The following is a 25,925-nucleotide window of genomic DNA, read 5'->3' as shown; positions in this document are numbered from 1 at the left end:
GTCGCTGCCTTCAGCCCTAACACTTGGGGTCGCCGGAGGCGAGGTCAAGCGGCAGGGAACGGGGCCAGGTAGCCTTCGAAGGTGATGTTGTGGGCGACGCGGCGTGCGCGGGCCTCGGCCTCGAGGGATTTCACCGTCCAGCACAGGATCTTCGCGCCCTCGGATTTCAGGCGGGAGACGACGGGGGAGGTCAGATCATCGACATCGTGGCTGATGAAGCCTGCACCCACCGGCCCGTAATCGCGCATCTCGGTGAGATGGGCGAGGCGATCCTTTGAGACCGGGCCCCAACCGGTTGCCGCGAAGTTCTGGGTGGTAAGGCCGCGCGGCAGATCGGGCGCAAGATCCCGCATGGCGCGGACGCTTTCGGGGTTGAAGGACATCACCGCGATCATCGCGCCATCGGGAGCGGCGGCGCAGGCCGTTGCCGTAGCCGCCTCGAGCACGCCGGTGTCTGTGCCAAGCGTGCCGGACTGATCCTTCAGTTCGATCAGTAGCGGCGTGTGAGTGCCGACGAGCGCGAGAATGTCCGCCAGCGTCGGGATCGTTTCGCGTGGCCCGCCGCCGGCGAGGCGGATCTTCGCAAGATCCGCCGCCGTGCGTTCGCGGACGAGGCCGGTTTCGCCTGTCAGCCGCTCAAGCTTGTAGTCGTGGAAGACCATGGCCACGCCGTCGGCGGAGAGTTGCAGATCGATCTCTATGCCATAGCCGGCATCGATCGCGGCGCGGACGGCGGCGCGGGAATTCTCGGGCCGGCCCGCCGCCGTGTCGTGCAGGGCGCGGTGGGCCAGCGGTTTCCGAAGGAAGGCGTCGGGAAGCGGGATCATTCGACTTCGAAGATGCCTTCGATTTCGACCGCGACGCCGAAGGGCAGGGATGCGGCGCTGACGGCGGACCGCGCATGGCGGCCCGTATCGCCCAGAAGCTCGACCATAAGGTCGGAGGCGCCGTTGATCACCTTGGGCTGATCGGTAAAGCCCTGGGTCGAGTTGACGAAGCCAACGAGCTTCACGACGCGGCGCAGTCGGCCCAGATCGCCGTCGCAGGCCGCGCGGACCTGGGAGAGGAGCGAAAGCGCACAGGCCTCGGCCGCCTTTGCGCCGTCTTCAACCGACATGTCGTCGCCCAGCTTGCCGGTTATCAGCGCGCCGTCCCGTGCGGAAACCTGGCCCGACACATGGACGAGGTTGCCGGTGCGCACGAATGGCACGTAATTGGCGAGCGGTGCGGTGGCCTCAGGCAGGGTGAGGCCGCGTTCGGCAAGCCGCTGGTCGATTTCGGATGTCATGAATAGCCTCCCTCGGATCGTTAAGGGCCTACCTATTGTGCATTCGACCCCTTTGAAAAGCAGAATGATGGCGGCGCGCGGCTGTGGCACCGGTGCCGCCCGTTAAGGCTGTTTCGAAATCGTCACAATTTGGACATCGGCATATCCATACCGATGTGTTTTTCTCTCCGAACGCTTATGTGGTATCCCCAAGAGATAGAGCCGCGTCCCCCGGCAGAAAGACTTGAACATGTGGCAGTTTTCGAGACATTTCGCGCTTGTTGCGGGCGTATGCGTCGCCTTGTCGGCCTGTTCTGTGCCCGACGAGCCGGTGGACATACATGACCCGTACGAGGCGACGAACCGGAAAATCCACAAGTTCAACCTAGGCCTCGACCAGGCCGTGGTGCGCCCGACTTCGACGGCCTATGGCGTGATCGTGCCGAAACCGGTGCGCACGGGTGTATCGAACTTCGCCAATTACATCGATACGCCGCGGTTCATCGCCAACGACCTTGCGCAGGGCAACGTGCGCGACGCGGGGCACAATTTCGCGCGATTCGTCATGAACACAATTTTCGGGCTGGGCGTTCTCGATCCGGCGAGCGAGGCGGGCCTTGAGAGCCGCCGCACCGGGTTCGGCGAGACGCTGCATGTCTGGGGCGCGCGTGAGGGCGCCTATATCGAACTTCCCGTATTCGGCGCTTCGAACGAGCGGGATGCGGTGGGAACGGTCGTCGATTTCATCTCGAACCCGATTTCGGGTACGCTGAACGGGGATGCTGAGCTTATCCCCCCAAGCGCCAACGTGATGGACCGGCTGGGGGCGCGGTACGAGTTCAGGGGCACAATTGACGCGCTTCTTTACGAAAGCGCAGACAGCTATGCGCAGACGCGAAACCTTTATCTGCAGAACCGCCGCTTCGAGCTTGGAAGCGACAGCGGGGCAGAAGGTGACGTGTTCGGCGACATCTATGGAGAGTAAGTTGAACAGACGTGATGTGATCCGCGCCGGTACGGCGCTTGCCGCGATGGTTGCGGCGCCCCGGGCCTTTGCGCTGAACGATGCCCAGGCTGCGGCGCTGGTGAACCGGGTGGTTGCGGAAATCAACGGGATCATCAATTCGGGCCGGTCGGAAAGTGCGATGCTGGGACAGTTCGAACAGGTGTTCCGGCGCTATGCCGATGTGCCGAACGTGGCGCGGGCGACGCTGGGGCCGGATGCGCGATCGGCCAGCCAGTCGCAGCTGAATGCGTTTTCCGAGGCGTTCGCCGTCTATCTGTCGCGCAAATACGGGCGGCGGTTCCGCGAATTCATCGGCGGCGAGATCCAGGTGATCGGCGCAAAGCAGGTGAAGCGTTGGCACGAGGTTGAAACAGTTGCGAAGCTGCCGGGGCAGGCACCGTTTTCGGTGGTGTTCCGGGTTTCGGACCGGTCGGGGCGCGACCTGTTCTTCGATATCGTGATCGAAGGGATCAGCCTTGTCAGAACCGAACAGACCGAGATCGGCGCGATCCTCGACAAGAACAGGGGCAGCATCGACGGGATGATCCAGGATCTGCGGCGGCGGAGCTGACGCTCCGCTTTTCCCCGGTCTGACCACCCGTCAGTTGCGGCGAAACAGCTCTCCCAGCACATCGAGCAGGATCTGTTCGACGACGTTATCGGTTTGCGGCTGGCGCCGTTCCGTCTGACCGCGGCGCAGCCTGTCCTGCGCAGAGGTGCCCCTATCGTTTCCGCTGGCGACCTGGCGCGAGGGTTCGGGGGCCGTCATCGGCAAGGGTTTCGTCGGCATGCCCTGGTGGATGCCGGCCATGGCTTCGCGGAAGATCTCTGCCGGAAGACCACCGCCAGTGACACCGGTGAGCGGCGTGTTGTCGTCATAGCCCATCCAGACGCCCACCACGTAATCGGCCGAAAACCCGATGAACCAGGCGTCACGCTGGGCCTGGGTGGTGCCGGTCTTGCCCGCAACCGGGTGGCCGCCGACCTGTGCGCGGGTGCCGGTGCCGGTGAGCACGGTCTCGCGCATCATGTAGACAAGCTGGCGCGCCGCACGCTGGGAAATCACGCGCTCCTGCACCCCGCCTTCCTGGCCGATGATCGGGGTTGGATCGCCCTTGATCCGAAGGTCGATCATTCCGTAGGGCGTCACCGCCGAGCCGCCGTTCAGGATGCCCGCATAGGCCCCCGTCATTTCAAGCAGGGTCGATTCCGAGACGCCGAGCGCCAGCGCCGGGCCGTCGGCCAGATCGCTTTCGATGCCGAAGCCTTCGGCGATCTTGCGGACGTTTTCACGCCCCACGAATTCCGAGATCTTCACGGCCGGGATGTTCAGCGAATGGGCAAGCGCATCGGTCAGCGTGACCCGGCCCTTGTAATCGCGGGTGTAGTTCTGCGGGCTCCAGGGCCCAGAGCCGGGGATGTCGATGGTGAGCGGTTCGTCCACCACGATATCGTTCGGGCTGTATCCCAGATCGAGGGCGGCGGCATAGACGAAGGGCTTGAAGCTTGATCCCGTCTGGCGCTTGGCCTGGATCGCGCGGTTGAACTGGCCCGCGACTCCCTTGAACTTGCGCCCGCCGACCATGGCGCGCACGGCGCCGTCCGATGACATCACGACGATGGCGGCCTGGGCCTTCGAGCCGGGTTTCACCTTGGTTTCGAAGATCGATTGCAGGGCCTGTTCGGCGGCGGTCTGGATCCGCTGATCGAAGGTGGTGTGGACGATCACGTCTTCGGTCGTCTCGCGGGTGAGGAAGCTCGGGCCCTGTTCCATCACCCAGTCGGCGAAATAACCGCCCGCGCGGCGTTCGGCGGCTTCGGAAAGTTCGGCGGGGCGGGCGCGGGCCGTGCTGGTCTGTTCGGCTGTCAGGTAGCCCTGATCCTCCATCAGCCCCAGGATCACGTTGGCGCGGTCCTGGCTGCGTTTGAGGTTGGCGGTGGGCGCATACCGGGTGGGCGCGACGAGGAGCCCCGCGAGCATCGCGCTTTCGGAGGGCGTGACCTCGTTGGCGGATTTTCCGAAGTAGCGTTGCGAGGCGGCCTCGAACCCGCGGGAGCCGGCGCCGAGATAGGCGCGGTTGAGGTAGATCGTAAGGATTTCGTCCTTCGAGTAGCGGGTTTCGAGCGCGAGGGCATAGATCGCCTCGAACGCCTTGCGCTGGATCGTGGTGCGGCGGCAGTCGGCCTCGAACTCCGCCTCCGTCATGCCGGCGGAGGGATCGTATTCGGTGCCGAGGCAGAGGAGTTTCGCCACCTGCTGGGTGATCGTGGAACCGCCATGGCCCTGAAACGGCCCGCGCCCTTCGCGCAGGTTGATTCGGATCGCCGAGGCGATTCCGCGCGGCGACAGGCCGAAGTGGCGGTAGAAGCGCTTGTCTTCGGTGGCGACGATCGCGTTCTTCAGGTGGGGCGAGACGGTATCGGCCGTGATCTGGCCGCCGAACTGTTCGCCGCGCCAGGCAAAGACCTGTTCGTTGCGGTCGAGGATGGTGACGGAGCCGCGCGCGCGGGCGTCGAGCAGGTTCTGGACCGGCGGCAGTGTCATCGCGTTGTAGCCCACGACGAGCGCGAGGATCACGGCGGCGAGCACGCCGACACGGATGAAGAGCCGCATGAAGATGCGGAACAGCCAGACAAAGGGCCTGAGAAGAAGCGGCGTGCGGCGCGCCGGCTTCCTGCGCCGGGTGCGCTTTGTCTTCGCCGGTTTCTCCGCCTTGGGAGGCGTCTTGTAACGACGCTCCGCCTTCAGCGGCGGTTTCTGTCCGCGAGCCATGTCTGCTTACCTGCCCGTCTGCTTACGCATTTATTGCACCCATCATACGCCCGTCTCACATGGATGTGGACCGGCCATTCCGCCAGAGGGCGATTCTTAATCGATTAAAATTTAAGCAATGCACTCAATTTGTGCAAAAATTGTGCAACTCGCTGAGTTTGGGCTGCTATTTCAGGCCCCGATTTCTTGAGTTGGCGCCGCCATACGTTCCTTTTCCCGCATGTAACACCGCGGGGGTCCTCCCGCAAAACGGAAGGGGATGCATGTGAAACTCATCATCGCAGCAATCAAGCCGTTCAAGCTCGAAGAGGTGCGCGAAGCGCTCACCTCCATCGGGGTACGCGGCATGATGGTCACCGAGATCAAAGGCTTCGGCTCGCAGTCGGGGCACACGGAAATCTATCGCGGCGCGGAATACGCCGTGAACTTCGTGCCGAAGGTCAAGCTTGAGATCGTCGTATCCGAGAGCATGGCCGAACAGGTTGTGTCGACCATCGCGAGCACTGCCAAGACCGACAAGATCGGTGACGGCAAGATCTTCGTTCTGGACGTCGAAAGCGCCATGCGGGTGCGGACCGGCGAAACCGACGCCGACGCGCTCTGACGCGGGCAGAAGCAGATCCAAAGGGGACTATCACCTATGAAACTCTCGAAATTTATCGCAGCCAGCGCCGTGATGGGGGCCGCCCTTGAGCCCGCCGTCGCATATGCGCAGGAGGCGGCGGCGCCGGGGTTCGACGAGATCGGCCCGTACATCATGACCACCCTTTTGTTCCTCGTGGGTGGTTTCCTCGTGTTCTGGATGGCAGCGGGCTTTGCGATGCTCGAGGCCGGGCTGGTGCGTTCGAAGAACGTGACGATGCAGCTGACGAAGAACATCGCGCTCTTCTCGATCGCGTCGATCATGTACTGGCTGATCGGTTTCAACCTGATGTACCCGGGCGACGGCTGGATCATGGCCGGCTGGGTCGGGCCATTCTTCTCGCCCACCTCGCTTGAGCCCGTCGGGCTTGATGCCGCGGATGCCGCGCTCGACTACGCCTCTGTTGGATCGGATTTCTTCTTCCAGCTGATGTTCGTCGCCGCCACCGCCTCGATCGTGTCGGGTGCGCTGGCCGAACGCATCAAGCTGTGGCCGTTCCTCGTCTTCGTCGTGATCCTGACGGGTATCATGTACCCGATCTCGGGTTCCTGGCAGTGGGGCGGCGGCTGGCTGTCGGAAGCGGGCTTCTCCGACTTCGCCGGTTCGACGATCGTGCACTCGGTCGGTGGCTGGGCGGCGCTTGCCGGTGCGATCATCCTCGGCCCGCGCCTTGGCAAGTACAAGGACGGCAAGGTGTTCCCCTATCCCGGTTCTAACCTTGCGCTCGCCACGCTCGGGACTTTCATCCTGTGGCTCGGCTGGTTCGGCTTTAACGGCGGTTCGCAGCTTGCGGCCGGCACCGTGGGCGACATCACCGACGTGAGCCGCATCTTCTCGAACACCAACATGGCTGCGGCCTCGGGCGCCGTTGCGGCGCTGATCCTGACGCAGATCATGTACAAGAAGGCGGACCTTACGATGGTTCTGAACGGCGCGCTGGCCGGCCTCGTATCGATCACCGCCGAGCCGCTGGCGCCCACGCTTTTCGGTTCGCTCTGGATCGGTGCGATCGGCGGCGTGATCGTGGTGCTTACTGTGCCGATGCTCGACAAGTTCAAGATCGACGACGTCGTCGGCGCGATCCCGGTGCACCTCTTCGCAGGGATCTGGGGCACCATAGCGGTCGTCTTCTACAACAGCGATGCCAGCCTCGTGACGCAGATCACCGGCATCATCGCCTACGGTGTCTTCACCTTCGTCGTTTCGCTGGTTGTCTGGATCATCCTGAAAGGGATCATGGGCATCCGCGTCAGCGAGGAAGCCGAGATGCAGGGCCTCGATACCAGCGAGCTTGGTATGGAAGCCTACCCCGACTTCACCAAAGGCTGATCACCCTTCCTGTCAGTCTTTATCGTGCAACTTGCCCGGGCGTTCGCGCCCGGGTTTTTTTTCTGCTAAGAGGGATCGTGGGGCAGCGACAGGACGACACGATGAGGGACATTCTGGACATTTGCGGCGATCTGCCGGTCGAGACATTTCAGACCGGCGACGTGCTGATGGAAGAGGATGTGGTGGCCGATCGCCTTTACATATTGATCGAAGGCGAGGCCACTGTACGAAAGGGCGGAACCGAGGTGACCCGGGTCCGGGAACCCGGCGCGGTGTTTGGCGAAATCTCGGCGCTTCTGGCGGTTTCGACGACCGCGGAGGTCGCGGCGGCGACGCCCGTGAAGGCCTACAGGGTGGAGCGGGCCGGGGAGTATCTGAAGAACAACCCCGAACTTGCCCTGCACACCGCGCGCATTCTTGCACGACGGCTGGTGGATGCGACGTCCTACCTCACGGACATGCGGCGGCAGTTCGAAGGGTACACCAATCATTTCGGGATGGTGGACCAGGTGCTGGATACGCTGATGCAGCAGCAGGAACGCTGGCCCGACGTGCGGCCGGAACCTAAGCCTGGGGACGAGCGGCTGTAAGCCAGTCTGGCGTGCCTTCGCGCAGGTGCCCGTTGCCGGACAGCGACATGGTTTGCACCCCGGCGATGGAGAACCACACGGCTTCTGCCGCGTCGGTGTCGTAGATGATGCAGGCCGGTGCATCGCCCGGCTGTTGCCCCATGTTGAAGACCCAGGTGCCGTTCAGTTGATCGACCCATGACCCACCATTGGCGAAGGGCGCCTGGTGCACATGTCCCGACAACACGGCATCCGGCCGGTAGCGATCGATCCAGTCTACGAGATTGCCATCGCCGTAAAACCGCGTGCCGTTCCACGCCACCTTGACGCCTGCAGGCGGTGCGTGGTGGAGCCAGATCCACTTGTCGCTGCGCTTCTTGTGATCTTCGGCGAGCTGCTGGGCGATGCGGTTGCGCGTCAGGCGCCCATCCCACCAGGGCAGAACGGAAAAGAGCGTATCGCCGATTTCCACACAGCTTTTGTCCGGGACAACGTCGATTTGCGCCAGCGGCGGAATCCAGTGGGCGACGTTCTCGCCAAATTCGTCGGGCCCCGTCAGGTCGTGATTGCCCGAACAGACGAGGACGCGTGTCTTCTGCGCCATGGCCGCGAGGTATTTGCGGATCACGACGATCTGCGCCGCGGGCGGTACGTGGCCGGGATCCTCGATCAAATCGCCGGTAATGCAGATGGCGTCGAAATCCTCTGCGACCGAAGCGATCCAGTCGAACTGCTTCAGCGCATAGTGAATATCGGCGACATGGAGCAGCCGCATCTGTCCCCCGGGGTTCTCGTTCGTGAGTTATCTCATCCCTTGGCACAAGTGTGACGTGTGGAATGGCGGCGTCAACCCGTCGAATTTTTAACGCATTTTTCCGTGAGCATGCCGTCCGGGGGTTTCGGCGGATGCAAGGAGTGCGGGCCGATGACCATGATGAGCCCCGTGGAAAATTTCGGGTACCAGGATTTTCTGCTGGTGGAGGCGTCGCAGGAAATGGTTCTGCGGGCGCTAGCAGAAAGCCTTGCGGACGCTGAACCGTGGGGCGGCGGGTTCGATCCGGAAAACCACAAACCCTCCCTCTTTTTTCGCCTGCTGATGCGGATCATGGGGATGCGGGCAGCCGACGGGCCGTGGAACAACCCGATGGCGGGGATGTCGCCCGATCCCGATATGGTGGGGCGGCTCGACGTCCACATGATGTTCACGGGTGCCGAGGCCGAGGGGGCGCCGCTCACCCGGGATGCGCCGCCCGCCAACGCCGGGTTCGGCGGCTTTGCGGCCGATTTCGACGATCTTCGGATATCCCGCGTGACCGGTCATGCAGACCTGACGGTGGTGGAGATGCGTGAGATGGCCTCGGGGATGAGCATGACGGCCTTCGGGGTGTCCTCCGTGCTTTCCGGGGCGGATGTGCTTTATTTCCGGCGCTCGGGAGAGGCGGCCGCAGAGAAGAATTACGACTTCCACCTCTACCGCGACGGTGACGTTGTGCGGCGTGTTCTATGTCACGCGACCTGGGCGGGCGGAAAAGAGGACGGCGCGTGGTGGGAAGGGATCTCGGACGGCGCGGTGACGCGCTATGAGCCTGCGGGGCTTTATGTTGGGGCCGGTGAAGCCGATCTTCTCGACAACAGGAAAATCGACGCGATCCTTGGAACGCTTGGTCTCACTGCCACGCGTCTTTTCGGGCCGGACGGGCGCGAGGCCCCGGTTCTCTTTGCAAAGCGGGCGGGCGGGGCGCCCTTGCCCCGCTAACGCGCCGCGCCGGGGTCAGACCCCGGCGGCGACGATCGCCTCGGCCAGGATCGGCACGGTGCGGGCGTTGAGCCCCGCGACGTTGATCCGGCTGTCGCCCACCATGTAGATCCCGTGGCTTTCGCGCATGGCCATGACCTGTTCTGGCGTCGCGCCGAGGCGCGAGAACATGCCCCGGTGATCCTTGATGAAATCGAAGCGGTCGGAATTCGTGCGCTGGCGTAGTTCGGCGGCAAGATCCTCGCGCAGCTTCAGCATGCCGAGGCGGACCTCTTCAAGCTCGGCCCGCCAGTCGGTGCGCAGCGCGTCGTCGTCGAGGATCATCTGGACGAGCCGCGCGCCATGGTCGGGCGGGAAAGAGAAGTTCTGGCGGTTCAGGAAGCCAAGATTAGCCTGCGTGATCTTCGATGCCGCCGGCGTTTCGGATACCGCAATCAGGATGCCCGTGCGTTCCCGGTAAACGCCGAAGTTCTTCGAACACGAGGCCGCGATCAGAAGTTCGGGCAGGCGGGAGGCGAGAAGACGGGTGCCCAGCGCGTCTTCCTCCAATCCGTCGCCGAAACCCTGGTAAGCGATATCGATCATCGGCGTCGCGCCGGTTTCGGCCAGGATGTCGGCGACCGTGCCCCATTGGTCCGCCGTCAGGTTGGCGCCGGTCGGGTTGTGGCAACAGCCGTGAAGGAGGACGAGATCGCCTTTCTTCGCGCGCTTCAGATCCTCGGCCATTGCGTCGAAATCGACGGCGCGGGTAGCATTGTCGAAATAGCGGTATTCCACGGTCGGCAGGCCGAGGTATTTCAAGATCGAAACGTGGTTCGGCCATGTGGGCGCGGAGACGTGAACTGTGACGCCGGGATTGGCGAAGCGGGCCAGTTCGAAGGCCTGCCGGCAGGCCCCCGTGCCGCCCGGCGTGGCCGCCGAGGCCAGCCTGTCGCCCGCGACACTGTCGGCTAGGATCAGGGTGCGCATCGCGCTGTTGAACGCGCCGTCGCCCAGAATGCCCACATAGCTTTTAGTTGTCTCGGCCTCCCAAAGCTGTTTCTCGGCCGCCTTGATCGCGCGCATCACCGGGGTGTGCCCGTCGGCATCCTTGTAGACGCCCACCCCGAGATCGACCTTGTTGTCGCGCGGGTCGTCGCGGAACAGCTGCATCAGTTCGAGGATCTTGTCGGCGGGTTGCTGGTTCAGGTGTTCGAACATGGCGTTGTCTTTCAGTCGGGGATCAGGGCCAGGTTGCGGGGCCGTTTGAGGATGCGTTTGAAGGTTTTGCGGTGCTCGGGGGTGAACCCGTTCTTCTGATAGGTCTGAAGCGCACGTGGGTGATCGAGCGTGCAGGTATTGACGGTAAGCACGCGCAGGCCCTCGCGCTGCCAGGCAGTGAGGATCGCGGTGCGCAGGAGAAAGGTGCTGAGCCCCTTGCCCACGGCCTCGGGCACAAGCCCGAAATAGGACAGGTCGGTGACTTCGGGGCTGCGCGCATCGAGAAGGAAGAAGCCCTGCGGCCAGCCGTCGCCCATCAACGTGAAGAGATCGACCTTGTCTTCGCCGAGCCAGGATTGAAGTTCCTGGGGGTCGCGGTCATGTGCGTCTTCCCAGGCGTAGTGGCGGCCCACCGCGTCGTAGAGCGACAGGAAATACCAGCGCGGCGGCTTGACGGCATGCAGGAGCGAGGCGGATTGGTTCGCGGGCAGATGCGGCCAGTCGTAAGACGGGCGCTCCGTCATCTGAAGCCAGGTGACGGTGTAGCCGACCTCGGTTCCCGCGGGCTGAATGGTCATCCCGTGGCAACTTTCAGGTCGTCGTATTTGCCCCATTCGGACCAGGATCCGTCATACAGAGCCTTGCGGTCGACCCCGAGGCGTTCGAGCGCGAGGAAGATGATCGCTGCCGTGACACCGGATCCGCAGGTGGTGATTACGGGTTTCTTCAGGTCGACGCCGGCGGCGTCGAAAACTTCGCGCAGCTCTGCCTTCGTCTTCATCGTGCCGTTCTCGTTCAGAAGCGTCTTGTAATAGACGTTCTTCGAATTCGGGATGTGACCGGCGCGCAGGCCCGGGCGGGGATCGGGTTCTTCCCCCGAGAAACGGCCCGGGGAGCGGGCGTCGAGTATTTCGTGATCGGCGAGTTTCGAGGCATGTGCCACCTGGGTGACGTCGACAACGAGGTGGTTTTGCAGGCTGACCGTGATGTGGCGGTCGCGCATGACGGGGGGCATATCCTCGATCGGGTGACCTTCGGAAAGCCATTTCGGCAACCCGCCGTTCAGCACGGCGACATCCGTCTTGCCCATCAGGCGGAAAAGCCACCAGACGCGGGCCGCCGAGAAAAGGCCCATCCCGTCATAGACAACCACTTGGTGGCCGTCGCCGATTCCCATTGCGCGCATGCGGCTTATGAATTTCTCCGGTGGCGGTGCCATGTGCGGCAGGGCCGAGCGCTGATCGCTGATCTCGTCGATATCGAAGAAGCGCGCGCCGGGGATATGCGCGGCGTCATATTCCGATTTGGGATCGCGGCCCGCATCGGGAAGGTACCAGGAGGCGTCGATCAGGCGCAGGTCGGGATCCTTCAGGTGCCGGGCCAGCCAATCGGTCGAGACGAGCGTCTTCGGATCATCTGTCATGGGTGTTCCGTCCCCTTCCTGCGGTCGGTTCTTCTGCTACGCCTCCCGCGGCTGTGGCGCAAGGGTGGCGGGCGCCGTCCGGGTGCGCGAGAGTGCTTCACCCGGCGATGGACATGCACTAGCTTTCGCCGCGATGGGGGATGCCACCGAAGAGATCACCGACGCGCTCGATCCGGCGCGGGCCGCGGCGCTGCACGCCGCGCTGGGCCGGTCCGGGCCGCCGCCGGGGCTGGGCGATCCGTTGCCGCCCTACTGGCACCAGATCTACTTCTGGCGTGCCCTGCCTTCCACCGCGCTTGGCGATGACGGCCACCCGATGAGAGGGGCGGGACTGATCCCCGATTTCGGACTGCCGCGGCGAATGTGGGCCGGGGGACGGCTGACCTTTCACACGCCCCTGCGCGCTGGCATCCGGGCAACGCGCGTCAGCCGCTGCATCCGGGCCGAGGAAAAGACGGGACGCACGGGCCCGCTGGCGATCGTAACGCTGCGCCACGAGATCCGGCAGCGCGGCGCGCTTACGGTCAGCGAAGAGCAGGATCTGGTCTACCGCGCCGCCGATGCGCCGCCGGGGCGGCCACCCGACCGCCCCGCCGCCGCGGATCACAGGGAGGTGCGGACGTTCGATTCGACGCTTCTTTTCCGGTACTCGGCACTCACCTTCAACGGCCATCGCATCCACTATGACGCGGATTATTCGCGGGGGGTCGAAGGGTATTCGGGCCTCGTCGTGCACGGGCCGCTTCTGGCGACGCTCATGATGGATCTGGCGGTGCGGCAGGGCGGGGCGCTGACCGGCTTTTCGTTCCGCGCGACGGCGCCCTTGAGCTTGCCGGGCCTGGCCCGGTTCGCGATCCGGGGCGCGGATCTCTGGGCCGAGGATGACACCGGCCGGGTCTTGATGGTGGGGCAGGCGGCCTGGGGCTAGGCCCCCGTGTTCATCGTGTCGATCAGGCGTTTGGATCGGGCGGCAGCTGTCCAGGCAGCACCGAGGGCGATGACGGCGAGCGCGAGGGTCAGCGCGATCGATGAGCCAAAGGCGAGCGCTTCGACAGCGCCAAGCAGCGCGCCGATCGTGAGGGCCGCCATGCGCTGCGGTTTCGCCATCGGGCCCGAGAAATCCGAGTCAAGGCCCTCGGCGCGGCCAAGCTCGCGAATATAGGCGGTGAGGATGGCCATGGCGCCGGCGGCGAGGCCGAGCCATGGAACCCCTGCGGCGATCCCTGCGCCCGTGAGAAAAAGGAAGTCGGCGATCCGGTCGGGCGCCTCGTTCCAGTAGGGGCCGTCGGGTTCCGACAACCCGCCCTCGATGGCGACCATCCCGTCGAGGAGGTTGCAGAGAAGGCGGAACTGGCAGGCGAGCGCCGCGATCACGAGGAGCGCGGCCGCAGGCCCAGCGCCGCCTGCGGCGGAAAGCGCGAAGGCTGCGGCACCAAGGGCCGCGAAGACGATGCTCCCTTGCGAGATGCGATTGGGGCGGATCCCGCGTTCGGCCAGCCATCGGGCGGCGCGGCCTGCAAGCGGGTTCTGCCGGCTCGCCAGGGGGCGGCGGTCAGCCATGGCGGGGCGCGCCTGCAACCGGTGTCATACGGTCGACCAGAAATAGCGGGTGAGATGGAAGAAAAGCGGGGCCGAGAACATCACCGAATCGAGCCGGTCGATGAACCCGCCATGGCCCGCGATCAGGTGCCCCCAGTCCTTCACCCCCCGGTCGCGCTTGATCGCCGACATCACGAGCCCGCCGAAGAAGCCCGCGATGGTGATCGCGAAGGCCAGGACGGCGGCCTGAAGCGGCGTGAAGGGGGTGATCCACCAAAGCGCCGCGCCCACAGCCGTCGCGCTGACGACGCCGCCGATCAGCCCTTCCCACGTTTTGGACGGCGACAGAGAGGGCGCGATCCTGTGGCGTCCGATCAGCTTGCCCCAGGTGTACTGGAAGACATCCGACAGCTGCACCACCACGACGAGGAAGGCGATCAGAAGGATCGCGCGGCCCTCGTACCCGTCAACCTCGAGCGACAGGAGCGCCGGCACGTAGGAGGCGCAATAGACGGTGATCATCAGCGCCCATTGCAGCCCGCTGATGCGCACGAGGAATTTCTGGGTATCGCCCTCGAGCACCGCGATGACCGGCAAAAGCAGGAAGGCGTATACCGGGATGAACACGGAATAGAGCCCGTACCAGTCGATCCAGATCAGGTAGTACTGCGCCGGCAGGATTGCGAAGAAGGCTGTGGCGATGGCCCAGTGATCGGCGCTGCGCCGCGCCGTCAGCGTTACGAATTCCCGCAGGGCGGCGAAGGAGCAGAAGGCGAAAAGGATGATCACGCCGGTGCGCCCCGCGAGGAACGCGACCGCCAGAAGGGCGACCATCGCCCACCAGGCAGCGATCCGTGCGTTGAGGTTCTGGATGCCCTTGCCGGGCCCCTCGGGGCCCGCACGAAGGGCCAGCGTCTGGCCGATCAGGCTGGCCACGATCAGGATCGCGCCGATCCCGCCCAGAAGGATCATGAAATCGCTGCGCGCGTCGGTCATGCCGTGGCCTCGTCTTCGGGGGCGAGGGCGAGAAGCGCGTTCGACGCACATTCGAGGAAGGCCTTGCGGTCTTCTCCGGCTTCCGCGCGGATCGGGGGCCCGAAGGTCACGGTGCACAGAAGCGGGATCGGGATCAGCTTGCCCTTCGGCATCACGTGGTTGAGGTTCTCGATCCAGACGGGGACGAGTTCGACCTCGGGACGCTGGACGGATATGTTGTAGATCCCGCTCTTGAACGGAAGGATCCGTTCCTCGGTGTTGTTGCGCTTGCCTTCGGGAAAGATGATCAGCGACACGCCGGTGTCGAGCGCGTCGAGGATCGTTTCCATCGGGTCGGTATCGCGGGCGTCGGGGCGCCGGTCGATCAGGACCGCGTTGACAACGTCCTTCCCGATGAAGGTACGCAGGCGCGATTTGAACCAGTAGTCGCTTCCCGCCACCGGCCGCGTCCGCGCCCGGATGTCTGGGGGCAGCACTGTCCAGATCAGGATGAAATCGCCGTTCGAGGTGTGGTTGGCGTAATAGACCCGCTGGCCGGTTTCCGGTTCGCTGTCGGTCCAGATCGCACGGACGGCCGTGATGAAGCGTGCGAAAACGATGATCGCGAAGCCCAGAAGCCGGGCGGCGAGCGATCGGATCGCGTCAGGCATCGGGCCCCGTGCGGTCAGGCCGGTTCGCGCAGGACACGGGGCACCTTGAATTCAACCCGTTCGACGGCGGTTTCCACCGGCTCGACCGTCACGTCATAGCGCGCGCGGAAGGCGTCGATCACTTCGTTGACCAGAACCTCGGGCGCGCTGGCCCCGGCGGTGAGGCCGACCGAGGAAATGCCCTCGAGCGCACGCCAGTCAATGTCATCCGCGCGCTGGACAAGCTGTGCGTAGGCACAGCCCGCTGCGCGCCCGACCTCGACCAGCCGTTTCGAGTTCGACGAATTGGGTGCGCCGATCACCAGCATCGCGTCGACCCTCGGCGCCATGGCCTTCACCGCCTCCTGCCGGTTCGTGGTCGCATAACAGATGTCTTCCTTGTGCGGCCCGACGATGGCCGGGAAGCGCGCCTGAAGGGCGGCGACGATTTCGGCGGTATCGTCGACCGACAGCGTCGTCTGGGTGATGAAGGCGAGTTTCCCGGGGTCGCGCGGGGCCAGCGTCGCGACATCTTCGACCGTTTCGACGAGGATCACCTCCCCCTCGGGCAATTGGCCCATGGTGCCGACTGTTTCGGGATGGCCTGCGTGGCCGATCATCACCATCTGGAGGCCGTTGGCATGGTGCCTCTCGGCCTCGATATGAACCTTCGAGACAAGCGGGCAGGTGGCGTCGACGAACACCATCTCGCGCCGCGCGGCCTCTGCCGGCACAGCCTTCGGAACCCCGTGGGCCGAGAAGATGACCGGGCGGTCGCCAGGGCAGTCGTCAAGTTCCTCGACAAAGACGGCGCCCTTGTCGCGCAGCCCGTCGACGACGAACTTGTTGTGCACGATCTCGTGCCGGACATAGACCGGGGCGCCCCATTTCTCGAGCGCCATTTCGACGATTTTGATGGCGCGGTCGACCCCGGCGCAGAAGCCGCGCGGTGCCGCGAGGTATAGGGTGAGGGGAGATTTGCTCAACTGACGTATTTCCATCCGGTTTCGGTGCGAGGATAGTGGCGTGGGCGGCGACCGCAAGCGGTCGGTTTCAGGAAGCGTGACGGGCGGAACGGACAGGAGATCGGAAATGAGGAAGCTGGTGCTTGCAGCGGCGCTGATGGTCGTGGCCGGAATTGGCGGCTACTGGGCGCTGGTGGGGGCCGCACCCGTTGAGATCCCTTATGAGGATGCCGAACGGGTGGCCGAGGGCGCGCCGCTTTATGCCGCACATTGCGCGGCCTGCCATGGCGAGAACCTTGAAGGCGAACCCGACTGGCAGATGGCGGGAGACGACGGATACTGGCCCGCGCCGCCCCATGACGAGACGGGGCACACCTGGCATCACCAGGACGAGCTGTTGTTCCGGATCACCAAGCTCGGCTCGGCCGAGGTGGTGGGCGGCGGGCACAAAAGCAACATGATGGGCTTCGGCGATATCCTGAGCGACCGCGAGATCCTGTCGGTTCTCGCGTTCATCAAGAGCACCTGGCCCGATCGGGTGATCGAACAGCACAACCGCGTGAACGGGCGGCCAGGCGGCTGATGCCGCCCTTGGCCTAATCGGTGGTTTCGGCCCGTTCGCGGGTATCCTCGCGCGGTTCGCGCGGAGGACGGCCGATCACCTGCTTCAGTTCGTCGAGTTCGATGAAGTTGTCGGCCTGGCGGCGCAATTCATCGGCAATCATCGGCGGATTTGAGCGGATCGTGGAGACCACGGATACGCGCACGCCCTGCCGTTGAAGGCTTTCGATCAGTGGACGAAAATCGCCATCGCCGGAAAACAGGACGATATGATCGACCCGCGGCGCAAGCTCCATGGCATCGACGGTGAGTTCGATATCCATATTGCCCTTCACTTTGCGCCGTCCCTGGCTGTCGGTGAATTCCTTCGCCGGCTTCGTGACCATGGAAAACCCATTGTAGTGAAGCCAGTCGACGAGCGGCCGGATCGGCGAATACTCGTCGTTCTCAAGTAGTGCTGTGTAGTAGAAGGCCCGCAACAGCTTTCCGCGGCGCATGAATTCCTCGCGAAGAAGCTTGTAGTCGATATCGAAGCCAAGGGCCTTTGCGGCCGCGTAGAGGTTCGATCCGTCAATGAATAAGGCGAGCCGCTCGTCTCGATAGAACACGCTAGATTTTTCCTTTTTCTTAGCCGCGCGGACCTGTTTGATTAGTTTTGGTTGGGGTGGTACGTGCCCCGCCCGGCGCGCTGACCATAGAGCGAACGTATCTTGATTCAACTATACTTTAGTCGACGTTCTGCAATGCCAGGATATATTGCCCTCGGCTCGAACATTTGTGCGGGCGGAATGACCCCCGAAGAGGTGGTCCGCGCCGCCATCCAGGCGCTGCGTGATGGCGGCATAAATGTTTTGTCTGTCAGTAGCTTATACGAAAACCCGGCGTTTCCTCCGGGGGCGGGCGACGACTACGTGAATGCGGTCGTGGAGATCGCTTTTGACGAAAATGTCGCGCAAATTGACGCAACGGAACTTTTGAAAAGGCTTCACGCGATCGAGGCGCGCTTTGGCCGGAGACGGGAATCGCGCTGGGGTGCGCGCATCCTCGATCTCGATCTGCTGGCTGTCGGCGACCAGGTGTTGCCCGATCCCGAGACCTACGCGGAATGGCGTGATCTTCCGCTCGAGGAACAGAAGACGCGCGTGCCCGACGGCCTCATCCTGCCGCACCCCCGGATCCAGGATCGCGCCTTCGTCCTTGTGCCGCTCGCTGAGATCGCGCCGGATTGGGTGCATCCGGTGATCGGGCGTACCGCGCAGGCGCTTCGCGATGCCCTGCCCGAGGCAGAGCGCGCCGCGATCCGCCCGATCGCGCCCGAATAGGCAGGTTTTTGCCTTGTGTTCAGGGCGATCCGGCCCTAAATACCGGGTTTCTGGTCTCCCGGCTGATAATTGGAGAAGCTTATGGCCCGCGTGACGGTCGAAGATTGCGTTGACAAGGTTCCGAACCGGTTCGAACTGGTGATGCTTGCCGCCCACCGGGCGCGCGAGATTTCGTCGGGTGCGCCGCTGACGATCGACCGCGACAAGGACAAGAACCCCGTCGTGAGCCTTCGCGAAATCGCCGAGGAAACGCAGCGCGCCGAAGATCTGCGCGAACGGATGATCGAAAGCCACCAGACCCAGATCGAGGTGGATGAGCCGGAAGAAGACGCGATGGCGCTTCTGATGGGCCAGACGGAAAACGACAAACCCGCGGATGACGATTTGTCGGAAGAGAAACTCCTCCGGGCGCTGATGGAAGCGCAGGAGCGGCAATAGGGGCGGAAACGCCCGACAGGCGGACCGGATGATCGACGCTGACGACCTGATCGAACTGGTCCGCAACTACAACCCGAGGACGAACGAGAAGCTGATCCGCAGCGCCTATGCCTATGGCATGGAGATGCACGAGGGTCAGTTTCGCCGGTCCGGGGAACCCTATTTCTCGCATCCCGTCGCTGTGGCGGCGATCCTGACTGAGATGCATCTGGACGATGCGACGATCGTGACCGCGCTTCTGCACGACACGATCGAGGACACGCGATCAACTTATGGCGAGGTGCAGGATCGCTTCGGCACCGAGATTGCCGAGCTTGTGGATGGCGTCACCAAGCTCACGAACCTGCAACTGTCGTCCTCCGAAACAAAACAGGCGGAGAATTTCCGCAAACTGTTCTTCGCGATGTCGAAGGATCTTAGGGTGATCCTCGTGAAGCTGGCGGACCGGCTTCACAACATGCGCACGATCAAATCCATGAGCCCCGAGAAGCAGGTTCAGAAGGCGCATGAGACGATGGATATCTTCGCGCCGCTTGCGGGCCGCATGGGGATGCAGTGGATGCGCGACGAGCTGGAGGATCTGTCCTTCCGCGTGCTGAACCCCGAAGGCCGCAACTCGATCATGCGCCGCTTCATCACGCTGCAGCGTGAAACCGGCGATGTGGTGCAGAAGATCACTGGTGATATCCGAAAGGAACTCGAACGCGCCGGGATCGAGGCCGACGTTTATGGCCGGGCGAAGAAGCCCTACTCGATCTGGCGCAAGATGGAAGCGTCGGGCCAGGGCTTTTCACGGCTGTCCGATATTTACGGGTTTCGTGTCATCACGACGTCGGAAGCCGATTGCTATGGTGTTCTCGGCGCGATCCACCAGCGGTGGCGCGCTGTGCCCGGGCGGTTCAAGGACTATATCAGTCAACCGAAATCGAACGGGTACCGGTCTATTCACACGACCGTGTCGGGACGGGACGGCAAGCGCGTGGAAGTTCAGATCAGAACGCGTGAGATGCACGAGGTCGCAGAGGCCGGCGTGGCCGCGCATTGGGCCTATCGCGATGGGGTGCGGGCCGAAAACCCGTTCGCGGTCGATCCCGCGCAGTGGGTTGCCAGCCTGACCGACCGGTTCGAGAATGCCGACGACCATGACGAGTTTCTCGAACATGTCCGGATGGAGATGTACTCGGACCAGGTGTTCTGTTTCACGCCGAAGGGCGAGGTGGTGAAGCTGCCCCGGGGCGCGACCCCGCTGGATTTTGCCTACGCGATTCATACGCGGATAGGCGACAGCTGCGTCGGCGCGAAGGTGGATACGATTCGCGTGCCGCTGTGGACCAGGCTGAAGAACGGTCAGTCGGTCGAGATCATCACTGCCGAGGGGCAGCGCCCGCAGGCCACATGGATCGATATCGTCGCGACGGGACGCGCCAAGGCCGCGATCAGGCGCAGCCTGCGCGACGAGGACAGGCGGCGGTTCGAGAAGCTTGGCAAGGAACTGGCCCGCGTGGCGTTCGAGCATGTGGGCAAGCGCGCGACCGAGAAAGCCCTGACCACGGCGGCACGGCACATGGGGCTTGCGGGGTCTCAGGAACTTCTCGCCCGTCTCGGTGCGGCGGAAATCACTGCGCGGAGCGTAGTGGAAACGCTTTACCCCGATCTCGCGGAGAAGAAGGGCGATGAAATCGACGCAGCCCGCGCAGTCGTCGGCCTGTCGGGGGAACAAAGCTTCACCCGCGCGCCCTGCTGCCGCCCGGTTCCGGGAGAGCGGATCGTGGGCATCGCCTATCGAGGTAAGGGCGTCGTCATCCACGCGATCGATTGCGCCGCGCTCGAGGCTTACGAGGATCAGCCGCAGCGCTGGATCGATCTGCGCTGGCATTCCGGCGTGCACCAGCCGGTCTATGACGTGGGGCTCGACCTCACGATTTCGAACGATGCCGGGGTTCTGGGGCGCCTGTGCACCCAGATTGGCGAGCAGAAGGCGAACATCACGGACTTGCGGTTTCTTGACCGGAAACCGGACTTTTACCGCCTCATTCTGGACGTAGAATTGCGGGATGCCGAGCACCTGCATGCGGTGATGCTGGCGATGGAGGCCGACAGCGACGTGGCCTCGGTCGAGCGCCACCGGGAGCTGAAAGAGACGACGTAGGCGGAGCGCGAGACAGAGGTGTTCAAGCGGCGAAATCCAAAGACCTACCTTCGGTGGTTCGGGGAATTCTTCTATCCCCCGGGCGGTTGGCGCCGGTCGGGCCGTTACATCGTCTACCGTCTGCGGCGCCTGCCGGATCCGGCCCACAAGATCAGCCGGGGGATCGCCGCGGGGGTGTTCGCTAGCTTCACGCCGTTCTTTGGGCTGCACTTCTTCACCGCTGCCGGCATAGCCTATCTTATGCGCGGCAATATCCTGGCCTCGCTTCTGGCGACGTTCTTCGGCAATCCCGTGACCTTCCCGATCATCGCGACCGTGGCGGTGGAACTTGGCACCTGGATGCTCAATGCCCCGCGCGTGCCGCCGCAGGACATCCTTCTCAGCTTCAGCGTTGTGTCGGTGGAGCTTTGGGGGAACTTCGCCGCGATCTTCACGCCGCGGCAGGCGGATTGGACGCAGACTTCCGAATTCTTCTCGCGCATCTTCCTGCCCTATCTCGTGGGTGGCATCGTGCCCGGGATTCTCACCGCGCTCGCGGCGTATTTCATGGCCAACCCGGTGATTGCATCCTATCAGAAGGGGCGGATCGCACGGATGAAGCAACGCTTCGAGGCGCGGCGGCGCAAGATCGAGATGCAGAAGGCGTCGCAGGAACGGGCCGAGGCGGCGGCGAAGGGTGGAGTGGAACAATGAGTGAGCGTGCTCTGCGGCTGGGCGTCAATATCGATCACGTGGCGACGGTGCGGAATGCGCGCGGCGGGGCCTATCCCGATCCGCTCAGGGCCGCGAAGCTGGCAGAGGAGGCGGGAGCCGACGGCATCACCGCGCATCTCAGGGAAGACCGGCGGCATATCTCGGACGAGGATATCGAGGGGCTGATGGAGGTGCTGACGGTGCCTCTGAACTTCGAAATGGCGGCGACCGATGAGATGCAGGCGATCGCGCTGCGCCACAAGCCGCATGCCGTGTGCATCGTACCCGAACGGCGCGAGGAGCGGACAACGGAAGGCGGGCTTGAAGTGGCGCGGGACGAGAACCGGCTGGCGCATTTCATTCAGCCCCTGCGGGAGGCGGGCTGCCGCGTGTCGATCTTCATCGCCGCCGACAAGGCGCAGATCGAGGCCGCGCACCGGATCCGCGCCCAGGTGATCGAACTGCACACCGGTGCCTATTGCGATGCCCATGCCGAGGGCCGGTTCGCGGAGCGCGATGCCGAGCTTGAGCGGCTGAGGGAGATGGCCACATTCGGGCATTCCCTCGGGCTCGAAGTGCATGCGGGCCACGGGTTGACCTATGATACGGTCGGTCCGGTGGCGGCCTTTCCCGAGGTGCGGGAGCTGAATATCGGGCATTTCCTGATCGGTGAGGCGATCTTTCGCGGGCTGACCCCGGCGATCGCCGAGATGCGCCGCCTGATGGATGAGGCGCGCGCCGCTATTTAGGAAGATCGCCTGTCGTGCCGCCGCCCGGATAACGTGCGGCGTCATCCTCCACCATGCCTCCGTTCGGGGCGAGCGCCGGGGCATCGCCTGTCGGGTGGCCGCCCGAACCGCCGTCGCCAGTGCCCCCGACGCCCGGCCATAGCCCGCCCAGCGGGCAGGAGCCCACGAGTTGCACCTGTGTCGGGTTGTCGAGGGCGAAGTTCGGCGGCCGCGGCGGAAAGGTCGCGCGGCAGGCGATGCCGTCTGACGTGCGCACCCCCGTCGCGATCCCGTATTGGAAGGTCACAATGACGTAGCGCGTGCTGTCGCCGAACTGCGGCAGATGATACCATTCAAGCTCGCTCATGTCGCGGTAGACGAATTCGGTTTGCCCGCCTTCGCGGATTTTCTGAACCGGCGCACCCCAGCGCGTCATGAACCCCTGTTCGGTCGTCTCACCCGGCACGACCGACATGGCCATTGCCAGCCGCGCGGCCGGTGTCGCCGCCACGGTGGTGTTGTAGGCCACGCCCGAGCACCCCGCGAGGCACAGAAGCGCAAGGCCCGATGCGGCATTCTGCCTGTCGGCCCGTGTGATCATGGCCCGGTGTCTAACGCGGAATGGTGACCGAAGGCTTGACGCTTGCCTTGAGCCCCGCCGCACCCCATGAAGAGGCATGATCCTCGGCATCGGCACAGACCTCTGCAATATCGAGCGCATCGAAGGTACTCTCGCGCGCTTCGGCGACCGTTTTCGCAACCGTGTCTTCACGGATGTCGAACAGCGCAAGGCGGAGCGCCGGAAGGACACTGCGGGCACCTACGCCAAGCGCTGGGCGGCGAAGGAGGCCTGTTCGAAGGCACTGGGCACCGGGCTCAGGATGGGGATCGCCTGGAAGGACATGGCGGTGACCAACCTGCCCTCCGGCCAGCCGGTGATGCATGTCACGGGATGGGCGGCGGACCGGCTGAAGGAGATGACGCCGCTAGGGCACGAGGCCGTCATCCACGTGACGCTGACCGACGATCACCCCTGGGCGCAGGCCTTCGTCGTGATCGAGGCGCGGCCCCTCGCGGCCACGGAGGTTCCCCCCCAATCTTGACTTGCCGGCCCGCGATGCGCATGAAGCCCTGAAACGCGTGGCAGAGGCAGGCATCATGGCAAGAGGCGAAGGCGTGGTCGTCGAGACCGTCAAGACGATTGTCTACGCACTCTTGATCGCCGGGGTGTTTCGCACGGTGTTGTTTCAGCCCTTCTGGATCCCCTCGGGATCGATGAAGGACACGCTGCTGATCGGCGACTTTCTGTTCGTGAACAAGATGGCCTACGGCTATTCCCAGCATTCCTGCCCATTCTCGATGTGCCCCTTTGACGGCCGCATTTTCGGATCGGAACCGGAACGCGGCGATGTGGTTGTGTTCCGCCATCCGGTGAACGGATCGGATTTCATCAAGCGGGTGGTCGGCCTGCCGGGCGATCGCATCCAGATGCGCGACAGCGTGCTTTACATCAATGACGAACCGGCGCCGCAAACACCCGACGGTATCTTTCAGGAGACGTTCGAGCGGCAGGGCCCGATCGCGTCGCTGCCTCTCTGCCAGAACGCGGGCGTCGGTTTCGGCGGCACCTGCCAGAAGGAAAAATTCGTCGAAACCCTGCCGGGCGGAACCTCGCATTCGGTGCTGAATGTGCGGCCCTCACGGCTGGACGACACGCCCGTCTACACGGTTCCCGAGGGGCATTTCTTCTTCCTTGGTGACAATCGCGACAACTCCACCGACAGCCGGGTGATGCCGCCCAACGGCGTGGGCTACGTCCCGTTCGAAAACCTGATCGGCCGGGCGGATCGCGTGATGTTCTCGGCGGCGGGCCGGTCGCTCTTCTTCGTCTGGACCTGGCGGCCTGACAGGTTCTTCAAGAAAATCGACTGATGGCAGTGTCGGAGGCGCTTCGGGCGTTTTCCGCGCGGCTGGGGCACGAGTTCCGAGATCCCGATCTTTTGATCGAGGCGGTAACGCACGGCTCGATGGCAAGCCCCGTGCGGGCGAACAACCAACGGCTTGAATTCCTTGGCGACAGGGTTCTGGGGCTCGTGATGGCCGAGGCGTTGCTCGAGGCCGATGCGGGCGCCTCGGAAGGCCAGCTTGCGCCCCGCTTCAACGCGCTTGTGCGGAAGGAAACCTGCGCCGAGGTGGCCCGCGAGATCGGGCTGGGCGAGGTGCTGCGGCTCGGCCGGTCGGAGATGATGTCGGGCGGGCGGCGGAAGAACGCGCTTCTGGGCGATGCGATGGAGGCGGTGATTGCCGCGGTCTATGTCGATGCCGGGTTTCAGGCGGCGCGGAATCTGGTCGTGCGGCTTTGGGGCGCGCGCATCGCCCGGGTCGAGGAGGATGCGCGCGATCCGAAGACGGCGCTGCAGGAATGGGCGCAAGGGCAGGGCAAGCCGCCACCGTCCTATGTCGAGGTGGCACGCAGCGGCCCCGATCACGCGCCGATCTTCACCATAGAAGCCCGGCTTGAGGACGGGCGCGCGGCACGGGCCGAGGCCGGATCGAAGCGACAGGCAGAACAGGCCGCGGCGCGTGCGCTTCTTGCGGAGGTGGACGGGGCTTGACCCGGCCCGCACCCTGAGGTCATTGGAACCCTGCCCGCCCGGGGCAGGGTAGGACCGGTGGACATGTGATGACGAATGAGGATCAGACGAAGACGCGCGCGGGTTTCGTGGCGCTGATCGGCGAGCCCAATGCGGGCAAGTCGACGCTTCTGAACGCGATGGTGGGCGCCAAGGTATCGATCGTCACCCACAAGGTGCAGACGACGCGGGCGCGTATCCGGGGCATCGCCATCGAAGGGGACAGCCAGATCGTCTTCGTCGACACGCCGGGCCTCTTCCGCCCGCGCCGGCGGCTGGACCGGGCGATGGTGGCGGCGGCCTGGGGCGGGGCGGCGGATGCCGATCTTGTGGTCCTTCTCGTCGAGGCGCATCGCGGCGTGACGGCCGGGGTGGAGGCGATTCTCGAAAACCTGCGGACCCATGCGGGCGAACAGCCCGTGGCCCTGGCGATCAACAAGATCGACAGGGTGGAAGCAAAGGCGCTTCTGGGCCTCGCCGAAGATCTGAACAGGCGGTTCGAATTTGTGGAGACCTTCATGATCTCTGCCGAGAAGGGCTATGGCGTGCAGGATCTGAAGGCATGGATCGCGGGCGCGGTGCCGGCGGGCCCCTGGCTTTACCCCGAAGATCAGATCGCGGATCTGCCGATGCGGATGATCGCCGCCGAGATCACGCGTGAGAAGCTGACGCTGAGGCTGCACCAGGAACTGCCCTATCAACTGACTGTCGAGACGGAAGGCTGGGAGGAACGCGACGACGGTTCGGTCAGGATCGACCAGCTGATCTATGTCGCCCGTGACGGACATAAGGGGATCGTCCTCGGCAAGAAGGGCGAAACGATCAAGGCGGTGAGCCAGGCGGCGCGCGCCGAACTGGCGGAGTTTCTGGGTCGGACGGTGCACCTGTTCCTGCAGGTCAAGGTGCGGCCCGGCTGGCTGGAAGAGGCCGAGCGCTATTCCGAGATGGGCCTTGAGTTCCGCGAGGGGGACGTGTGAGCCCGAGACTGACCGCGCGGGTCTGGATCGACGCCTATCTGCGGCGGCTGTCGTTGATGAATATCCCTGCCTATATCACCTTCAAGGGCGATCCGACGGCGGGGGTTGTGATGGTGAAGCTTGCGACGCTTGACGGGAAAGCGACCTGTTTTCAACGCTCCTATGACCTGATGACCGGGGAACGCGCCTGGGTCGTTCTGAGCGAGGGCGAGGAGGCGGAGGTAGATGCCGCAATCGCGCGCCAGCGCCAGTTCGACCGCGATCTCTGGGTCGTCGAGGTTGAGGACCGGGAGGGGCGGCACCTTCTGAACGAGGAAGGGCTCGCCTGA

At 64.2% G+C, this 25,925-nt stretch carries 31 protein-coding genes; 18 read left to right on the top strand and 13 right to left on the bottom strand.

Annotated features, from left to right (window positions below; translation table 11 throughout):
* Positions 1-44: 44 nt before the first annotated feature.
* Positions 45-827, bottom strand: a complete 783-nt coding sequence (locus tag RXV90_RS11155) for a glycerophosphodiester phosphodiesterase family protein (RefSeq protein ID WP_316648745.1) — start codon at positions 825-827, stop codon at positions 45-47.
* The gene (locus RXV90_RS11150) at positions 824-1,288 is read right to left on the bottom strand and encodes a RidA family protein (protein ID WP_316648744.1); all 465 of its coding nucleotides are present in this window, start codon (positions 1,286-1,288) and stop codon (positions 824-826) included. Before RXV90_RS11150 ends, RXV90_RS11155 begins: the two co-directional genes overlap by 4 nt.
* A gap of 229 nt (positions 1,289-1,517) precedes the next feature.
* Between RXV90_RS11150 and RXV90_RS11145 the strand changes: the two genes are divergently transcribed.
* Complete coding sequence (locus RXV90_RS11145) at positions 1,518-2,252, top strand: MlaA family lipoprotein (protein ID WP_316648743.1); 735 nt, start codon at positions 1,518-1,520, stop codon at positions 2,250-2,252.
* Between the two features lies 1 nt (position 2,253).
* Positions 2,254-2,844 carry an MlaC/ttg2D family ABC transporter substrate-binding protein gene (locus RXV90_RS11140; RefSeq protein ID WP_316648742.1) on the top strand — a complete coding sequence of 197 codons (591 nt, stop codon included), beginning with the start codon at positions 2,254-2,256 and terminating at the stop codon, positions 2,842-2,844.
* Between the two features lie 30 nt (positions 2,845-2,874).
* On the opposite strand, the gene RXV90_RS11135 is transcribed toward RXV90_RS11140, so the two are convergent.
* Positions 2,875-5,046 (bottom strand): transglycosylase domain-containing protein, encoded by a 2,172-nt coding sequence (locus RXV90_RS11135; protein ID WP_316648741.1) that lies wholly within the window; start codon positions 5,044-5,046, stop codon positions 2,875-2,877.
* Positions 5,047-5,311: 265 nt separating this feature from the next.
* Between RXV90_RS11135 and RXV90_RS11130 the strand changes: the two genes are divergently transcribed.
* From RXV90_RS11130 to RXV90_RS11120, 3 genes are all read left to right on the top strand, one after another.
* Complete coding sequence (locus RXV90_RS11130; protein ID WP_316648740.1) at positions 5,312-5,650, top strand: P-II family nitrogen regulator; 339 nt, start codon at positions 5,312-5,314, stop codon at positions 5,648-5,650.
* Positions 5,651-5,722: 72 nt separating this feature from the next.
* The gene (locus tag RXV90_RS11125) at positions 5,723-7,018 is read left to right on the top strand and encodes an ammonium transporter (protein WP_410482361.1); all 1,296 of its coding nucleotides are present in this window, start codon (positions 5,723-5,725) and stop codon (positions 7,016-7,018) included.
* Between the two features lie 101 nt (positions 7,019-7,119).
* Positions 7,120-7,608 carry a Crp/Fnr family transcriptional regulator gene (locus RXV90_RS11120; RefSeq protein WP_316648737.1) on the top strand — a complete coding sequence of 163 codons (489 nt, stop codon included), beginning with the start codon at positions 7,120-7,122 and terminating at the stop codon, positions 7,606-7,608.
* On the opposite strand, the gene RXV90_RS11115 is transcribed toward RXV90_RS11120, so the two are convergent.
* Entirely contained in the window at positions 7,583-8,362 is a 780-nt protein-coding gene (locus RXV90_RS11115; protein ID WP_316648736.1) for a metallophosphoesterase family protein, read from the bottom strand. The two genes, RXV90_RS11120 and RXV90_RS11115, sit on opposite strands and share 26 nt — an antisense overlap.
* Positions 8,363-8,512: 150 nt before the next feature.
* Here RXV90_RS11115 and RXV90_RS11110 point away from each other — a divergent pair, with 150 nt between their 5' ends.
* Entirely contained in the window at positions 8,513-9,343 is an 831-nt protein-coding gene (locus tag RXV90_RS11110; RefSeq protein ID WP_316648734.1) for a hypothetical protein, read from the top strand.
* A gap of 15 nt (positions 9,344-9,358) precedes the next feature.
* On the opposite strand, the gene RXV90_RS11105 is transcribed toward RXV90_RS11110, so the two are convergent.
* Genes RXV90_RS11105 through sseA form a run of 3 tightly spaced genes read right to left on the bottom strand, consistent with a single transcriptional unit; the run spans position 9,359 to position 11,966 of the window.
* Positions 9,359-10,543 carry an amino acid aminotransferase gene (locus RXV90_RS11105; RefSeq protein WP_316648733.1) on the bottom strand — a complete coding sequence of 395 codons (1,185 nt, stop codon included), beginning with the start codon at positions 10,541-10,543 and terminating at the stop codon, positions 9,359-9,361.
* Positions 10,544-10,554: 11 nt separating this feature from the next.
* Entirely contained in the window at positions 10,555-11,121 is a 567-nt protein-coding gene (locus RXV90_RS11100; protein ID WP_316648732.1) for a GNAT family protein, read from the bottom strand.
* Positions 11,118-11,966: a 3-mercaptopyruvate sulfurtransferase gene (sseA, locus tag RXV90_RS11095; protein ID WP_316648731.1), complete on the bottom strand. Its 849-nt coding sequence runs from the start codon at positions 11,964-11,966 to the stop codon at positions 11,118-11,120. Before sseA ends, RXV90_RS11100 begins: the two co-directional genes overlap by 4 nt.
* Here sseA and RXV90_RS11090 point away from each other — a divergent pair.
* Positions 11,965-12,894, top strand: a complete 930-nt coding sequence (locus RXV90_RS11090; protein WP_316648730.1) for an HTD2 family dehydratase — start codon at positions 11,965-11,967, stop codon at positions 12,892-12,894. The genes sseA and RXV90_RS11090 overlap by 2 nt on opposite strands.
* Here RXV90_RS11090 and RXV90_RS11085 read toward each other — a convergent pair.
* From RXV90_RS11085 to ispH, 4 genes are read right to left on the bottom strand one after another with little or no spacing between them, the layout of a single operon-like run.
* Entirely contained in the window at positions 12,891-13,526 is a 636-nt protein-coding gene (locus tag RXV90_RS11085) for a CDP-alcohol phosphatidyltransferase family protein (RefSeq protein WP_316648728.1), read from the bottom strand. The genes RXV90_RS11090 and RXV90_RS11085 overlap by 4 nt on opposite strands.
* A 24-nt stretch (positions 13,527-13,550) precedes the next feature.
* Complete coding sequence (locus tag RXV90_RS11080) at positions 13,551-14,501, bottom strand: phosphatidate cytidylyltransferase (protein WP_316648727.1); 951 nt, start codon at positions 14,499-14,501, stop codon at positions 13,551-13,553.
* Positions 14,498-15,151 (bottom strand): lysophospholipid acyltransferase family protein, encoded by a 654-nt coding sequence (locus RXV90_RS11075; RefSeq protein ID WP_316648726.1) that lies wholly within the window; start codon positions 15,149-15,151, stop codon positions 14,498-14,500. The genes RXV90_RS11080 and RXV90_RS11075 overlap by 4 nt, the downstream gene beginning before the upstream one ends.
* Positions 15,152-15,165: 14 nt before the next feature.
* Positions 15,166-16,116, bottom strand: coding sequence for a 4-hydroxy-3-methylbut-2-enyl diphosphate reductase (ispH, locus tag RXV90_RS11070; protein WP_316648725.1), 951 nt, complete (start codon positions 16,114-16,116; stop codon positions 15,166-15,168).
* Between the two features lie 106 nt (positions 16,117-16,222).
* Between ispH and RXV90_RS11065 the strand changes: the two genes are divergently transcribed.
* A complete protein-coding gene (locus RXV90_RS11065; RefSeq protein WP_316648724.1) occupies positions 16,223-16,678 on the top strand; it encodes a c-type cytochrome in 456 nt (151 codons plus the stop codon).
* A 13-nt stretch (positions 16,679-16,691) separates the two neighbouring features.
* Here RXV90_RS11065 and RXV90_RS11060 read toward each other — a convergent pair whose 3' ends face one another.
* Complete coding sequence (locus tag RXV90_RS11060) at positions 16,692-17,264, bottom strand: LabA-like NYN domain-containing protein (RefSeq protein ID WP_316648723.1); 573 nt, start codon at positions 17,262-17,264, stop codon at positions 16,692-16,694.
* A gap of 135 nt (positions 17,265-17,399) precedes the next feature.
* On the opposite strand from RXV90_RS11060, the gene folK reads away from it, so the two are divergent.
* The 5 genes from folK (at position 17,400) to RXV90_RS11035 (ending at position 22,007) form a co-directional block, all read left to right on the top strand.
* Positions 17,400-17,978: a 2-amino-4-hydroxy-6-hydroxymethyldihydropteridine diphosphokinase gene (folK, locus tag RXV90_RS11055; protein WP_316648722.1), complete on the top strand. Its 579-nt coding sequence runs from the start codon at positions 17,400-17,402 to the stop codon at positions 17,976-17,978.
* Positions 17,979-18,059: 81 nt separating this feature from the next.
* Entirely contained in the window at positions 18,060-18,416 is a 357-nt protein-coding gene (rpoZ, locus tag RXV90_RS11050; protein ID WP_316648721.1) for a DNA-directed RNA polymerase subunit omega, read from the top strand.
* Between the two features lie 28 nt (positions 18,417-18,444).
* On the top strand, positions 18,445-20,565 hold the full coding sequence (locus RXV90_RS11045) for a RelA/SpoT family protein (protein ID WP_316648720.1): 2,121 nt from the start codon (positions 18,445-18,447) through the stop codon (positions 20,563-20,565).
* 18 nt (positions 20,566-20,583) lie between these two features.
* On the top strand, positions 20,584-21,258 hold the full coding sequence (locus RXV90_RS11040) for a DUF2062 domain-containing protein (RefSeq protein ID WP_316648719.1): 675 nt from the start codon (positions 20,584-20,586) through the stop codon (positions 21,256-21,258).
* On the top strand, positions 21,255-22,007 hold the full coding sequence (locus RXV90_RS11035; RefSeq protein ID WP_316648718.1) for a pyridoxine 5'-phosphate synthase: 753 nt from the start codon (positions 21,255-21,257) through the stop codon (positions 22,005-22,007). Before RXV90_RS11040 ends, RXV90_RS11035 begins: the two co-directional genes overlap by 4 nt.
* Here RXV90_RS11035 and RXV90_RS11030 read toward each other — a convergent pair.
* Entirely contained in the window at positions 22,000-22,587 is a 588-nt protein-coding gene (locus RXV90_RS11030) for a hypothetical protein (protein ID WP_316648717.1), read from the bottom strand. The genes RXV90_RS11035 and RXV90_RS11030 overlap by 8 nt on opposite strands.
* A gap of 76 nt (positions 22,588-22,663) precedes the next feature.
* On the opposite strand from RXV90_RS11030, the gene acpS reads away from it, so the two are divergent.
* The 5 genes from acpS (at position 22,664) to RXV90_RS11005 (ending at position 25,925) form a co-directional block, all read left to right on the top strand.
* Positions 22,664-23,089, top strand: coding sequence for a holo-ACP synthase (gene acpS, locus RXV90_RS11025; RefSeq protein WP_316648716.1), 426 nt, complete (start codon positions 22,664-22,666; stop codon positions 23,087-23,089).
* Positions 23,090-23,144: 55 nt separating this feature from the next.
* A complete protein-coding gene (gene lepB / locus RXV90_RS11020) occupies positions 23,145-23,918 on the top strand; it encodes a signal peptidase I (RefSeq protein WP_316648715.1) in 774 nt (257 codons plus the stop codon).
* Positions 23,918-24,601 carry a ribonuclease III gene (rnc, locus tag RXV90_RS11015; RefSeq protein WP_316648714.1) on the top strand — a complete coding sequence of 228 codons (684 nt, stop codon included), beginning with the start codon at positions 23,918-23,920 and terminating at the stop codon, positions 24,599-24,601. Before lepB ends, rnc begins: the two co-directional genes overlap by 1 nt.
* 68 nt (positions 24,602-24,669) lie before the next feature.
* Entirely contained in the window at positions 24,670-25,596 is a 927-nt protein-coding gene (era, locus tag RXV90_RS11010) for a GTPase Era (RefSeq protein WP_316648713.1), read from the top strand.
* Positions 25,593-25,925 (top strand): DUF1491 family protein, encoded by a 333-nt coding sequence (locus tag RXV90_RS11005; protein WP_316648712.1) that lies wholly within the window; start codon positions 25,593-25,595, stop codon positions 25,923-25,925. The genes era and RXV90_RS11005 overlap by 4 nt, the downstream gene beginning before the upstream one ends.

The organism is Ovoidimarina sediminis (genome assembly GCF_032586175.1).
In the GTDB taxonomy this organism is placed as follows: domain Bacteria; phylum Pseudomonadota; class Alphaproteobacteria; order Rhodobacterales; family Rhodobacteraceae; genus Ovoidimarina; species Ovoidimarina sediminis.
Note: the sequence above shows the minus strand (reverse complement) of the source record. Positions and strands in the feature narration are given on the sequence as shown.